The sequence below is a fragment of the Bacillus sp. FSL R9-9530 genome (assembly GCF_038008145.1).
GTDB lineage: Bacteria > Bacillota > Bacilli > Bacillales > Bacillaceae_G > Bacillus_A > Bacillus_A mycoides.
The window spans coordinates 1919629-1932734 of the sequence record NZ_JBBOYO010000001.1 but is presented as its reverse complement, the minus strand read 5'-3'; the positions used below and the strand labels follow the sequence as shown (position 1 = coordinate 1932734).

At 33.8% G+C, this 13106-nt stretch carries 15 protein-coding genes; 11 read left to right on the top strand and 4 right to left on the bottom strand.

What is annotated here, in order from left to right:
• Position 1: 1 nt before the first annotated feature.
• On the bottom strand, positions 2 to 1309 hold the full coding sequence (locus MKX66_RS09620; RefSeq protein ID WP_002086044.1) for a hemolysin family protein: 1308 nt from the start codon (positions 1307 to 1309) through the stop codon (positions 2 to 4).
• Between the two features lie 209 nt (positions 1310 to 1518).
• Positions 1519 to 2406 carry a hypothetical protein gene (locus tag MKX66_RS09615; RefSeq protein WP_193653181.1) on the bottom strand — a complete coding sequence of 296 codons (888 nt, stop codon included), beginning with the start codon at positions 2404 to 2406 and terminating at the stop codon, positions 1519 to 1521.
• 350 nt (positions 2407 to 2756) lie between these two features.
• Here MKX66_RS09615 and MKX66_RS09610 point away from each other — a divergent pair, with 350 nt between their 5' ends.
• The 6 genes from MKX66_RS09610 to MKX66_RS09585 all read left to right on the top strand — a co-directional run bounded on the left by MKX66_RS09610 (position 2757) and on the right by MKX66_RS09585 (position 7542).
• On the top strand, positions 2757 to 3344 hold the full coding sequence (locus tag MKX66_RS09610) for a TetR/AcrR family transcriptional regulator (RefSeq protein WP_002012456.1): 588 nt from the start codon (positions 2757 to 2759) through the stop codon (positions 3342 to 3344).
• An 8-nt stretch (positions 3345 to 3352) separates the two neighbouring features.
• On the top strand, positions 3353 to 3997 hold the full coding sequence (locus tag MKX66_RS09605; protein WP_341086004.1) for an HXXEE domain-containing protein: 645 nt from the start codon (positions 3353 to 3355) through the stop codon (positions 3995 to 3997).
• Between the two features lie 175 nt (positions 3998 to 4172).
• Positions 4173 to 4820, top strand: coding sequence for a cyclic di-AMP binding protein CbpA (cbpA, locus tag MKX66_RS09600; protein WP_341086003.1), 648 nt, complete (start codon positions 4173 to 4175; stop codon positions 4818 to 4820).
• Positions 4821 to 5261: 441 nt separating this feature from the next.
• Positions 5262 to 6599 carry a branched-chain amino acid transport system II carrier protein BrnQ4 gene (brnQ4, locus tag MKX66_RS09595; protein WP_394818273.1) on the top strand — a complete coding sequence of 446 codons (1338 nt, stop codon included), beginning with the start codon at positions 5262 to 5264 and terminating at the stop codon, positions 6597 to 6599.
• Positions 6600 to 6665: 66 nt separating this feature from the next.
• On the top strand, positions 6666 to 6995 hold the full coding sequence (gene csaA, locus MKX66_RS09590) for a chaperone CsaA (protein ID WP_341086001.1): 330 nt from the start codon (positions 6666 to 6668) through the stop codon (positions 6993 to 6995).
• Entirely contained in the window at positions 6976 to 7542 is a 567-nt protein-coding gene (locus tag MKX66_RS09585) for a DUF1572 domain-containing protein (RefSeq protein ID WP_002193071.1), read from the top strand. Before csaA ends, MKX66_RS09585 begins: the two co-directional genes overlap by 20 nt.
• Here MKX66_RS09585 and MKX66_RS09580 read toward each other — a convergent pair.
• Together MKX66_RS09580 and MKX66_RS09575 are read right to left on the bottom strand one after the other, a co-directional pair.
• Entirely contained in the window at positions 7515 to 7820 is a 306-nt protein-coding gene (locus tag MKX66_RS09580) for a permease (RefSeq protein WP_080019332.1), read from the bottom strand. The two genes, MKX66_RS09585 and MKX66_RS09580, sit on opposite strands and share 28 nt — an antisense overlap.
• A 4-nt stretch (positions 7821 to 7824) precedes the next feature.
• Positions 7825 to 8121, bottom strand: a complete 297-nt coding sequence (locus MKX66_RS09575; RefSeq protein WP_002189378.1) for a hypothetical protein — start codon at positions 8119 to 8121, stop codon at positions 7825 to 7827.
• Between the two features lie 89 nt (positions 8122 to 8210).
• Here MKX66_RS09575 and spoIIP point away from each other — a divergent pair, with 89 nt between their 5' ends.
• From spoIIP to MKX66_RS09550, 5 genes are all read left to right on the top strand, one after another.
• On the top strand, positions 8211 to 9365 hold the full coding sequence (spoIIP, locus tag MKX66_RS09570; RefSeq protein WP_002141409.1) for a stage II sporulation protein SpoIIP: 1155 nt from the start codon (positions 8211 to 8213) through the stop codon (positions 9363 to 9365).
• Positions 9366 to 9631: 266 nt separating this feature from the next.
• Entirely contained in the window at positions 9632 to 10129 is a 498-nt protein-coding gene (locus tag MKX66_RS09565; protein WP_002031539.1) for a GNAT family N-acetyltransferase, read from the top strand.
• A gap of 11 nt (positions 10130 to 10140) precedes the next feature.
• On the top strand, positions 10141 to 10881 hold the full coding sequence (locus MKX66_RS09560) for a M15 family metallopeptidase (RefSeq protein WP_002031537.1): 741 nt from the start codon (positions 10141 to 10143) through the stop codon (positions 10879 to 10881).
• 23 nt (positions 10882 to 10904) lie between these two features.
• The gene (locus MKX66_RS09555) at positions 10905 to 11351 is read left to right on the top strand and encodes an NUDIX hydrolase (protein ID WP_002141412.1); all 447 of its coding nucleotides are present in this window, start codon (positions 10905 to 10907) and stop codon (positions 11349 to 11351) included.
• Positions 11352 to 11538: 187 nt separating this feature from the next.
• Positions 11539 to 13014, top strand: a complete 1476-nt coding sequence (locus MKX66_RS09550; RefSeq protein WP_341085998.1) for an amidase family protein — start codon at positions 11539 to 11541, stop codon at positions 13012 to 13014.
• Positions 13015 to 13106: the final 92 nt, after the last annotated feature.

Genomic DNA, 13106 nt, shown 5'->3' with positions numbered 1-13106 from the left:
TTTATAGCTCCTTTGTAGTATCTAATTTATGTACAGCAATCTTTTTAATTTGATGCCCATCAAGTTCTAATGCTTTAAATTGAAAACCATCATATTCAACTGAATAGCCAGCCTCAATATTTAAATCAATTGATTGAGAGAGAAGCCAACCACCAATTGTATCTAAATCACTTTCATCGATATGTAGGCCAAACATATCATTTACTTCAGAAATGAGTACTTTCCCATCTAAAACAGTAAGCCTAGGAGTACGCTTTTCAATCATTGGTGATTCGTCTGCGTCAAATTCATCTTGAATTTCTCCGATAATTTCTTCAAGAATATCCTCCATCGTTAAAAGGCCAGCAGTTCCGCCGTATTCATCCATAACAATCGCCATTTGTACGCGGTTCTTTTGGAGGTGTATTAACGTTTTACGAATGGGAACTGTTTCAAATACAGTTAAAACAGGATGTATGTAGGCATCAAGTGGTTTGTAAATGCCTTTTGTTTGATTATGAAAAATCTCTTTCGTATTTATCATTCCGATAATATCATCTTTATCCTTTTCAATAATAGGATAACGTGTATACTTTTCAGTTGCAACGATTTTCATATTTTCTTCTAACGTATTTTCAGTAGATAAACAAACCATTTCAGTTCTAGGTACCATAATTTCTTTAGCAACACGATCATCAAATTCAAAAATATTATTTACATATTTATATTCGGTTTGATTAATTTCGCCGCTTTTATAGCTTTCACCTAAAATGAGTCGTAGTTCTTCTTCGGAATGGGCAAGTTCATTTTCTTTCGCAGGCTCTAAACCGAGTAATTTTGTGAAAAATATAGCTGCACTATTGAGAAGCCAAATGAACGGATACATAATTTTATCAAATAAAATAAGTGGTTTTGCAAATTTTAATGTGATTGCTTCAGCTTTTTGGATTGCGAAAGACTTAGGAACTAACTCGCCTAATACAACATGGAAAAAAGTAATCACACTAAAAGCAATAATAAAGGATAACGTGTTAGCCATTGTTCCAGTAATATTGATTTTTTCAAATAGTGGTCGCAGTAAATGTTCCACAGTTGGTTCACCAAGCCAACCAAGTCCTAAAGAGGTGATAGTAATGCCAAGCTGACAAGCGGATAAATAAACGTCTAAGTTAGATAAAACGCTTCTTGCAGCTAATGCTTGTTTATTACCTTCATTAGCAAGCTGGTCAATTCGACTTTTTCGTACTTTTACGACAGCGAATTCTGAAGCAACGAAAAAACCAGAAATAAGGATAAGTATAAAGATGAGAAAAATATTTAATATGTCCAAGTGTGTTCTTTATTCCTAATTTGGAATAAAGATGTCACCTCCTGTAATTATGTTATACTTTTATAATAAATCCAAATGAAAAGATTAGTCAAAGAAAATGGGTAAATAATGGTAGGTTTCTATAGTAGTTTTTTAATTTGCTGTTATTTTGTCCTCTATATAATAGGAATAACCGTCTACTTTTAATTTAAGTAGACGGTTATTCTATGTTATGGTTTCGAAATACTTCTAGTTAAAGTATACGTGTTTTGTTTAGAGTGGTTTGTTGTCCATAAAGCTTGGAGAAACGATAAGATGCTATATGGAATATAAAGTAGTAATAAACCAATTGTGACAACTATAGGTGCATTTCTACCAAATTGGACGATAAATTGTAATAGTCCGTTTGTATGAAAAATACATTCCATAAAAACGAATGAAAGAATAATGGAACTCAAAATAGATTTATGATTGGAAGTAAGCGCAATAAATAACGTATCAACAAGGAAAGATGAATTTTTTATTTCGTATTCATTAGTAGTATTTAAGAACGGTAGCCATTTTTTAATTGCTTGCATAACGATTATCATCGAAGTGCTACATACGATGATAAAAGAAGAGAAGAAAGGAAACTTTATGAATTTAGATATGTAGAGAAGTGATAATAGGACTGAACATTGTAATATCACAGTGCCAAAAGAATACGGTATCCAGCGAAATAAAGAACTACACTTTTTTAATGATTTTGGTGCTTTTAAAAATAGATGGCCAATTCCTAGACTTATAAAGAAACCGATTACAAGAGTGAATGTGAAACGAACGATTGATAAAAAATATATTTCCCATATGTAGGGGAACAGTGGTGACGAATGGTTAGAGATATGTAGTATATTTTGTGTATGTACAAGCTGATTTGCTGAGAAAAGGATAGGCTCATGCATCCAATCAATTGTTGGAATTGAAATGGAAGAAGGCTGTGCTAAATTATGAAAAATGCTTACAAATCCAGTTAAGTAGGAGTAATTATGTGTAATGAATAATGCTGGAAGGGGACTTATGACAAAAATAATCAAAACACCGGCTATAAATTTACATATATGTGAGCGCAATAAGGACATACAATCACCTACTCTTAGAATATTCAGAAAATTCTTATTCTTATTTTAGCTTTTTTCAGGGGAAGTTACAATATATTTTTCTTTACCTATTGGTATATGGATAGTTTTAAATTATTTTTAGAAATTTATTTTATGTGTGGGATATAAAGCAGGAGAGGGTATATAACAGCATCCATACAAAAAACGTGAACAGTTTAGCATTTTCACGTTTTTTGTATGGGATGAATGAAAAGAAATGTAGGTAAATGTCGAAAGGATTAAATTGATTTTTCAAATTGGAAAGTGATACCATAAAGTTAAACAGTGTTTAAATCATTGTTTAATCGATAAATTCTAGAGGGGGAGATAAGTTGGGGGGAAATGAAAACATATCAACGAAAGAAAAGATTTTAAATACAACCTTGGAGTTAATTAAAAACGAAGGTTTTGAAAGGGTAACGATAAGGAAAATTGCATCATTGTCAGATGTAAATATTGCGCTTGTAAATTACCATTTTGGTTCAAAAGAAAAGTTGATTAGTGAGGCGATTAAAGTTTTGTTAATTAGCTTCCAAGGCACTTTTTCTATTTTAGATGATATTACAGTACCAGCGAAAGAAAGATTAAAAATATTTTTATTTGATTATGTACTAGTAATTCGGCAATATCCTGAGTTAGTCAGGAAGATTATTGCAATGGGAACTACGGTATTTACATCTCAATACGAATATGGAGATTTTTTGAAGAGGCTAGGTTTTAGTAAAGTGAAGAATATTTTGAGCGAAATAACAAATGAAGCGGATCAGGAAATTTTAATGATGATGACAGTGCAAATATTTGGATCCATTTTTCTTCCAGCATTAATGATGCCAATTCTTGAATCAGGAGCAGATATAAGAGTACTGCCTATAGAAAAACAGATTGATTTCCTATTTGAACGCTATTTTTATAAAAATTGAGATAGTGGGTGATAGAGATGGTTAGTTTCTTTAGAAAGCATTGGTATGATATAGGGTTAGTTGTGGCTATTGTTGTCGTTGTTTGTTTAGTCGCGAATTTGGGAGAAATAAGTGAAATAAAAGTACTGTTAGCGTTAAGTTTTGTAGCCATTTTAGTGCATCAATTTGAAGAGTATCGTTGGCCAGGTTATTTCGCTGGTCTGTTTAATGTAGTTATATTTAAAAGTGATATACCAGATCGCTATCCATTAAATACGCAATCTGCTATGGTAATAAATATTTTGATTGCGTATGTTTTTTATTTACTTCCGGTTTTCTTTCAAAATATAATATGGCTTGGGATGGCACCTATTTTAATGGGGTTTTTTCAATTCATATGGCATGGTATTTTTGCGAATATAAAAGCTAAAACAATATACAATCCGGGATTAGGTGCGGTTGTATTACTACATGTTCCGATTGGTTATGCATATATGAGATATGTTCTTTTACACAATCTAGCTACAAATTTGGATTGGATATTAGGGCTGATCTATTTTCTAGTAGCAACCTATTTTTTAATTATAAAAGGAAATATGTTAATGAAAAGTAAGGAGACAAATCATTATTTTTCTAAAAAGCAATTAGATCCGTACAATGATGCAGTAAAGTGATCCAGAATGCAGAAGGGATTTTTGATGCTGAAGAGAGTACAAGTGAATGATTCATGAATAAATTATGACGAAAAAATGAATAATTTTCAGAAAAATAAAATAATATATTTATTTTTTTCTGAAAATATAATATAGTTATGGCACAGAAAGTATTTTAGCATAAGGAGGCTTTTTTATGAGGATTAAAGGGAATTATGTGCCAAAGAGGGAAGTTTTGTTTTGCTCAAGTTCAATTACGATAAGGGAAACGCTGGAACATTTAAATAAAACGGGGTATCGTTGTGTACCAGTTTTAGATGAAAAAAAAGAGAAGTTTTTAGGGAATGTATATAAAGTAGATATTTTAGAATATAAAGGTTCACTTGAAGATAATGTATTACAATTATTGAACGATAAAAATGGGTACGTGAGAGAAGACTCTTCCTTCTTTAAAGTATTTTTTACAATTAAAAAACTACCGTATTTATCAGTAGTTGATGAAAAAGGGGCCTTCCTTGGTATTTTAACTCATAAAAAAGTTTTTGAACTATTAGAAGATGCATGGGGAGTCCATTCTAGTAAATATTCTGTCATGATTGGAACACAAGATTATAATGGGGCCATTCAAAAATTATCGACAGTGTTAAAGAAATACACTGGTATTCAAAGCTTAATGACTTTTGATAATGATGCTTTATTAGTACGTAGAATAATGTTTACATTGGGAGAAGAGTTTGAAGATAGTGAATTAGAAACATTGCTAAAGGATTTAGAAGATCATGGATTTAGAGTTGTGTATGTTGAAGAGATGAAAAATCCACGTGAAGTTGAAACGATAGACTAACAAGTAAAGCCATCTTATTTTTGATGGCTTTTACTTTCTTTCACATAAAGATATCTAAATATAATAAAATATATGAATCGTAAATTTTAAAAAATATTTGTGTAATAGAATGAATAAAGGAAGTATATGTAGATAATTTTGATTTTCAAAAAAATCAAATTGAAAATATGTTTTTATTTTTCAACTAAATATGTTACTATATGTGTGATAAAAACAAAGAGGTCTGACAACTAAACTCCACGTTATACCACTCTAATGAGTTAAATTTTCGAAAAAATCAAAAATTAATAATTAGAGTAAGAATAAGGGGAATGGAGAAATTATGGAGAAAGACACTGCTTTGTAAGGGGCATATTTTATCATCTTGAGCAGAGAGGAGGATGCATAGCATATTGTGAAAAGAGATATAAACAATGAAAAAGTGCTATGCAAATGAAAAGCATGAAGGGACGTTTAAGGCCAGGTGATACGGTAGCGATTGGTTTAATGTTATTTGCACTATTTTTAGGAGCAGGAAATTTAATTTTCCCGCCAGTTTTAGGTCAACAAGCAGGAGAAAATGTTTGGATTGCTACAATTGGATTCCTTGTAACGGGAGTCGGATTACCCCTATTAGCTGTAACAGCTGTCGCGTTTGTAGAGGGGGACTTGAAAGCGCTATCTTCTAGAGTTCACCCTATATTTGCGTTTATTTTCCCATTGATTAGTTATTTAGCGATTGGACCATTTTTTGCGATTCCGCGTACTGGAGCTGTTTCATTTGAAATGGGTATGAAGCCATTTCTATCAGAGACAATGGTTTCTGAGTGGTACATGCTATTTCTTTTCACTATAGTTTTCTTCGGAATAACGTGGTATTTATCATTAAATCCATCTAAATTAGTGGATTGGTTCGGGAAATTTCTTACACCATTGTTAGTATTGATTGTTGCTGTTATTGTCGGAAAAGCAATTATTGATCCAATTGGAGAACCGGCTGCACCTTTAGCTGCTTATAAAGAGAATGCTTTCTTTGGTGGATTTATTCAAGGATATTTAACGATGGATGCGATTAGTGCACTTGTGTTTGGGATTGTTGTTGTACAAGTTATTCGCTCAAAAGGGATAAAAGAGAGCGGACAAATCGCAAAAATAACAGTTGTATCAGGGGTTATTGCTGTATTAGGCTTAACGTTAATATATTTATCACTTGCATATCTCGGATCTACAAGTACATCACTTGGTGTGTCGGAGAACGGTGGTCTTATTTTAACGAATGTTGTAAATGAGTTATATGGAACAAGTGGCAAAATTTTATTAGGACTTGTAATTATACTCGCTTGTTTAACAACTTCTGTTGGATTAACATCTGCGTGTGCTGGCTTCTTTACAAACTTATTCCCAAAACTTTCGCATAAAACGATTGTAACTATGGTATGTGTATTTAGTTTAATTGTATCTAACCTAGGGTTAACACAATTAATCACAGTAACATTACCAGTGTTAATGATCATTTATCCAGTTGCAATTGTATTAATCGTTCTTTCATATTTCCATAAATGGATAGGGAAGCGTAATACAATATATATTGGAGCTATTTTAGGTGCGTTGTTAATTAGTTTCTTTAACGGTTTAGAAAGTGCGAACATTAAAATTGATGCGATTTCTAATGTGCTACAAATGTTACCATTATATAAAGAAGGAATAGGATGGCTAATCCCATCATGTATTGGCGGGATTCTCGGTTTCTTCTTCTATAAATCAAATGAATTAAGTGAATTACAAAAGAAAGGTGCTTAGGCGCCTTTCTTTTTTTAAAGGGGATTTTTGTATTTTGTCTAAGTAATAATTGGGAGGAATGATAAAATGGCTAATTTTGAAGATTTTTTAACTTTTGATGTAAGAATTGGAACAGTAACACAGGCAGAGGAATTTACAGAAGCGAGAGTGCCAGCGATTAAACTAGAAATTGATTTTGGGGAGCTTGGGGTCAAGCAGTCAAGTGCTCAAATTACGAAGAGATATAATCCAGAAGACTTAATCGGTCAGCAAATTGTTGCTGTTGTAAATTTTCCGCCAAAGCGTGTGGCAGGATTTAAATCGGAAGTGCTTGTATTGGGTGGTGTTCCTGAAGCTGGTGATGTTGTGTTGCTTCAGCCTAATATGGAATTGCCAAATGGAACGAAAATTAGTTAGTGTGAAGGTAGGGGTAAACATGGATATCGGACGAGAATATTTACAATGTGCCATTTCGAATTTCAAGGCAACACAAAAACAAGGAGAACGTGTACTTTCTCAATTATCTTATGAACAGATAATGTGGTCTGCTCAGGAAGAGACAAATAGTATCGCGATTATTATTAAACATTTACATGGTAATATGCGTTCAAGATGGACGGAATTTTTAACGTCTGATGGCGAAAAAATAGATCGTAACCGAGATGGTGAATTTGAAGGTGGCTACAATTCAAAACAAGAAGCGCTTGCTGCGTGGCAAGAAGGGTGGGAGTATGTCTTTAAAACGATGGATACTTTAACAGCAGAACAGATTTTGCAGAAAGTATACATTCGCGGAGAAGAACACACTGTCATGCAAGCGATCGAAAGGCAAATTTCTCATTATGCTTTACATATTGGACAAATCATTTACATTGGTAAAATGTTAAAAGAAAATGAATGGGAGTGTTTAAGCATTCCTAGAGGTCAATCTACTAGTTATTTACAGAAAAAACGTTCAACGTAATAATATGAAAGAAACCGATATAAAATAGGAAGCAAAAAAATAAGCCAATTGATAGAGGGCTCCGTGAACATTAGAATGCTGCCAGCAATAAGCCCATATGTAATAAGAAAGAAACCAAAGAGTGTATTTATAGGAATAAAGCGTGAGACAAATAATTGCTGATTTTTGAAACAAGTGTTGTGAAACAAATAAAAGCGGAAATACCGTGTAGAGGTAATAAGATCTTTCTTTCTCGTTATTCTTTTTTTACATTTATGACAGATGAATGGTGGCTGCATTTCATTACGCTCCATTTTTTATATTTGTAATAATGTAAGACAAAAGTAAGTATAAAGTGTATGTTCCTATATACGCTCCTGCAATAAGGAAAAATGGATTCAGTAAAATTCCATGAATGCTCGTCATGAAAACTAAATCTTGTATTAAAACATCGTATATATTAATGGAAATAACTGTACCGAGTACATACAGTGCTAAGTATGCGGAAATATGTAGCACAATACGAATTTTAGGATGTAAAGCAAACAAATAAAAAATAAATGATAAGACGATTGGTAATGTTCCTATTAGTAGCTTCAATTCATTTCACCTCATTAACAATATAGCCGGAATTTAAGCGGTCTATTCTCTAGAGCTTGTACATAACTTGAAATAGAGAGGGTGATAGTATGAATCGAGGCTTTTTTTACGTGAAGTTCACAAGTGTACGTAAGTTAGTTTTATTTATTATTACTACAGTACTGGCGACTTTTTTTCTTATTAGTATGATGGTAACCTCTATGAAAGAGACAAAGTCAACGTATTTATATAATTGGTTAAATGAGTTATCGATGAATGGCTACATGTACGTTATTGGGAAAGAGAATCATTATTTTACACAGGAGTACCGGAATTTGAATCAAGACTTTTCTATTTCTTCATTCCTCTTTTCGATGGCTACGAATATTCGTTTTGATGATGTACGTAGTTTTGTCGGGAAAGAGCTTCCTGGCTTTGGTAAGTACGATACAGAAATCGTTATCGCAGGTGAGGGAACAAATTATTCTAACTTACCGATAGAGTCGAGTGTTCCTCTTGAAGAAGTAGTGAAAGAACGGACTGGAGAAGGTGGACAAGCGCCAAAGCCTGATACGAATAAAGAGAAAAAACAACCAGCTCAAACGACTGGAAAAAGACAAGTTGCATTTATATATCATTCACATAGCTGGGAATCTTATTTGCCGTTACTTAACTTAACAAATGATCCTAATCCAAATAAAGCAACGAGTTCTGTAACGAATATTTCAATAGTTGGAGATCGCTTTCGTGAACAACTGGCAAGTGAAGGGATAGGTGCTACTAACGATAAGACTAATGTCGGTCAAAAGTTAATAAGTAAAGGATTGAATGATACTAGTTCTTATAAAATGTCACGGGAAATTGTACAAGAAGCGATGGCTGGTAATAAAGAATTACAATACTTCTTCGATTTACACCGTGATAGTGCACGGAAAAATGTAACAACAAAAACAATTGGAGATAAATCATATGCTAAGCTTGCTTTTGTAATTGGGAAAGGTAACAAAAACTATGAAAAAAACTTACAATTAGCAACTGCGTTACATGAGACGATTAGTAAGAAATATCCGGGAATGAGCCGTGGTGTAATTCAAAAAGGATTCCAAACAGGAAATGGAGTCTACAATCAAGACCTATCAGGACAAGCGATATTAATTGAAGTTGGCGGGGTAGATAATACAGAGGAAGAATTAAATCGATCAATTGATGCACTTGCTAAAGCATTTGGTGAATATTTTTGGCAAGCAGAAAAAGTGAATGGATAAAGTGAAATTTGAATTAGTGGTAGGCATTGCCGATGGTTATCAGCCTACATCAATTGGGGGAAAACGTAAGTGTACAGCTTACGTTTTTTGTTTGTCATGAAATGAGGATGATAAGATGTCACATTATAGACATAATTTGTAATTGCTATAGTAATATCGAAATTTGTCTATTTATAATAGGAGAATTAGAAAGGGATTTTCGCAAAAATAGAGAAAATCTTTTTACAAGGAAAATTTTTAACTAACAGAATGGGTAGGGGATTAAGGTGATACGAGAGATTAGAGTAGAAGATGCAGCATCATTTTTACAATTAAGTAAGCAGTTAGACGAAGAAACGAAATTTATGTTATACGAACCAGGGGAAAGAAAAACCACAGTAGAGCAACAAGAAAAGATGGTCCACCGTTTTATAGAAAATGAATATGCAACAATATTTGTAGCAGTTGAAGATGATAGAGTAGTTGGATTTATTTTAGCCAATGGTAATGATGTTCAAAGAAAGAGACATGTGGCAGGCATTGTAATTGGTATTTTGCAAGAGTATAGTGGCCGAGGTATTGGAACGAGTTTGTTTAAAGAAGTAGAGAAGTGGGCAAGATTACATGATGTATGGCGTTTAGAATTAACGGTAATGGCCCACAATACAAGAGCTCAGGCACTATATAGCAAAATTGGATTTGAACAAGAAGGTGTCAAAAAATCTGCTCTTATCATCGATGGAAAAGGTATCGATGAGTATGAAATGGCCAAATTATTAAAATAAGAGGTCGTTATATGAAAAAAAGATGGGCACTACTTGGTATCGTAGCAATGATACTAATCATTGGAGTAGCAGGAATAAATTATAAGATGTACAAGGAGCAAGAGGCGAAGGAAGTAAATGTAAACAATATATTTCCGAAAGCTAAAGAAACGATTGCTAATATGGATGGGGATATCGCAGTCATTAGTAATCCAAGTTCGATGCTTGTACTTGTGAATAAAAATAGGCGTTTACCAGATGGGTATAGACCGCCAGATTTAGTTGTTCCGAAAGTACGTTACTCTAGTGAAGGTGATCAAGAGAAGAAAAAGATGAGGAAAGAGGCAGCGGTGGCACTTGAGGAAATGTTTCAGCAAGCCAATAATGAGCGGATTTTCCTTTTTGCAGTCTCTGGATTTAGATCTTTTGATCGACAAAAAGCATTAAATACAATGTATAAAAGACAAGATGGAGAAGCAAAGACAGCGATGTCTAGTGCAGTCCCTGGTACGAGTGAACATCAAACAGGACTAGCTATGGATATTACATCTCAATCTGCTAAATTTCAGCTAGAAACTGTTTTTGGGGAGACGAAAGAAGGAAAGTGGCTTTCTGAAAATGCCCATAAGTTTGGTTTTGTTATTAGATATACGAAAGAGAAAGAAGGGATTACCGGTTATCGTTATGAACCGTGGCATGTACGGTATGTTGGGAATCCGCAAGCTACATATTTATATGAAAACCAACTGACGATTGAAGAAGTAACGCAGTAATGAATTGAGGGGAGAGGGCTAAGATGACGATGTTATATAAGAAAAAGGTACATGCATATATTACGAGAGAAAAAGAAGGGGCTATGCAACTACTCGTTTTTAAACATCGTGATATACGAGAGGCTGGTATCCAAGTTCCAGGCGGGACGGTAGATGAAGGCGAAACGTTAGAGGCAGCAATTTTACGTGAAGTACAAGAAGAGTCAGGACTACGCCATTTTTGTATCGAGCGCTTCCTTTCTGATTACATTATTTATATGAAAGAAAAAAAGGAATATCAAAAACGTCATTTTTTCCACATTTCATTATTAACAGATGTGAAAGATACGTGGGAACATATAGTAAGTGCTGGTGAGGAAGACAAAGGTTTAGTATTTTGTTATGAATGGATTGATATTAACAAATGCCCTGAATTAGCAGGTAAACAAGGCGAGTTTTTACATTTGTTAGAAGAGGTATATGTAAAATAATAAAAAGAGTCTGAGGCGATATTGTATTCGTTTCAGACTCTTTTTATTTCTCTGGAAATTAAAGGTTTTTAAACTGGTGAGTTGAATTTCTTTAAAGGGATTGTAGCTGTTTATGCGAGGAGCGGAGAAAATGAAAAAGTAATAGATACACGTCATATATATAAGGGCTTATAAAAGGAGAATGAAAATGGAAATTCAGTTTAATACATTATTGCAAAAAGAATTAACAATTCATGATATTCAAAAGGAAATGGAAGCTGGGAAGTTAACTTCAAAAGAACTAGTCATGTATTATCTTCATAGAATCGCAAAGTATGACCAAGATGGTCCGAAAATCAATTCTATTTTAGAAATCAATCCGGATGCTATCTTTATTGCAGAAGCGCTAGATCATGAAAGAAAGACAAAAGGTGTAAGAGGCCTATTACATGGTATACCTGTTTTACTTAAGGATAATATTGAAACGAATGACTCAATGCATACAAGTGCAGGTACGATTGCCCTGGAACAAAATATAAGTAGTGAAGATGCATTTCTTGTTAAAAAGCTCCGAGAAGCAGGTGCGATTATACTAGGGAAAGCAAATATGACAGAGTTAGCAAACGGAATGTCTTTTGAAATGTGGGCTGGATATAGCGCTAGAGGCGGTCAAACGATTAATCCTTACGGTACAGGAAAGGATGATATGTTTGTTGGTGGATCGAGTACAGGATCTGCCGTTGCAGTTGCTGCTAACTTTACTGTATTATCCGTTGGAACAGAGACAGATGCTTCTATTTTAAGTCCAGCTGTTCAAAACTCGGTTGTAGGTATTAAGCCGACAGTTGGTTTAATTAGCCGTAGTGGAATTATTCCGTTCACATATTCTCAAGATACAGCCGGTCCGTTTGCTAGAACGGTAACAGATGCTGCTATTTTACTAGGGAGTCTAACTGGGGTGGATGAAAAAGATGTAGCTACTCATAAAGGTGAAGGCATGGCATATCAAGATTATACATCTTATCTTGATGCTAATGGTTTAAAGGGAGCGAAGATTGGTGTTTATAGCAATGCGCCAAAAGATTATTACGAAAATGGTGAGTACGATGAAAAATTGTTTGAGGAAACGATCCAAGTATTACGTAGTGAGGGAGCGACAGTAGTAGAAGATATTGATATTCCGTCTTTTCATAGGGAATGGAGTTGGGGAGTTCCACTTTATGAGCTGAAGCACAGCTTGGATAACTATCTTTCTAAATTACCTTCTACTATTCCAGTACATTCTATTTCGGAGTTAATGGAGTTTAATAAAAACATAGCAGAAAGAGCTTTGAAATATGGACAAACTAAGTTAGAAAGAAGAAAAGATTTTCCTAATACGTTAAGAAATCCAGAATATTTAAACGCAAGATTAGAAGATATATATTTTTCGCAAAAACAAGGTATTGATTTTGCGTTGGAAAAATATAATCTGGATGCGATACTGTTCCCTTCTTATATAGGATCTACTATATGTGCGAAAGCAGGTTATCCATCTATAGCAATGCCTGCGGGATATATGGATAATGGGAGGCCTTTTGGAATTACTCTTGCAAGTGCTGCTTTTAGTGAAGGGGCATTAATTAAACTAGCATATGCTTTTGAACAAGCGACAAAACATAGAAAAATGCCAAACTTATCGTAAATAGAAACGAGAGAAGGTTGCCTGAAATGGATTTATGGAGGCCAGCCTTCTCTTATTAATAGCTAAAAGTATTGTCGATTTCTTTTGATGAA

Bases quoted from the DNA above. Each gene is read 5' to 3' on its own strand.
- MKX66_RS09585 (WP_002193071.1), top strand. From the start codon at position 6,976: ATGGAACGAAAATTAGTTAGTGTGAAGGTAGGGGTAAACATGGATATC.
- MKX66_RS09550 (WP_341085998.1), top strand. From the start codon at position 11,539: ATGGAAATTCAGTTTAATACATTATTGCAAAAAGAATTAACAATTCAT.
- brnQ4 (WP_394818273.1), top strand. From the start codon at position 5,262: ATGAAGGGACGTTTAAGGCCAGGTGATACGGTAGCGATTGGTTTAATG.
- MKX66_RS09560 (WP_002031537.1), top strand. From the start codon at position 10,141: ATGAAAAAAAGATGGGCACTACTTGGTATCGTAGCAATGATACTAATC.
- MKX66_RS09555 (WP_002141412.1), top strand. From the start codon at position 10,905: ATGACGATGTTATATAAGAAAAAGGTACATGCATATATTACGAGAGAA.
- cbpA (WP_341086003.1), top strand. From the start codon at position 4,173: ATGAGGATTAAAGGGAATTATGTGCCAAAGAGGGAAGTTTTGTTTTGC.
- MKX66_RS09615 (WP_193653181.1), bottom strand. From the start codon at position 2,406: ATGTCCTTATTGCGCTCACATATATGTAAATTTATAGCCGGTGTTTTG.
- spoIIP (WP_002141409.1), top strand. From the start codon at position 8,211: ATGAATCGAGGCTTTTTTTACGTGAAGTTCACAAGTGTACGTAAGTTA.
- MKX66_RS09580 (WP_080019332.1), bottom strand. From the start codon at position 7,820: ATGCAGCCACCATTCATCTGTCATAAATGTAAAAAAAGAATAACGAGA.
- csaA (WP_341086001.1), top strand. From the start codon at position 6,666: ATGGCTAATTTTGAAGATTTTTTAACTTTTGATGTAAGAATTGGAACA.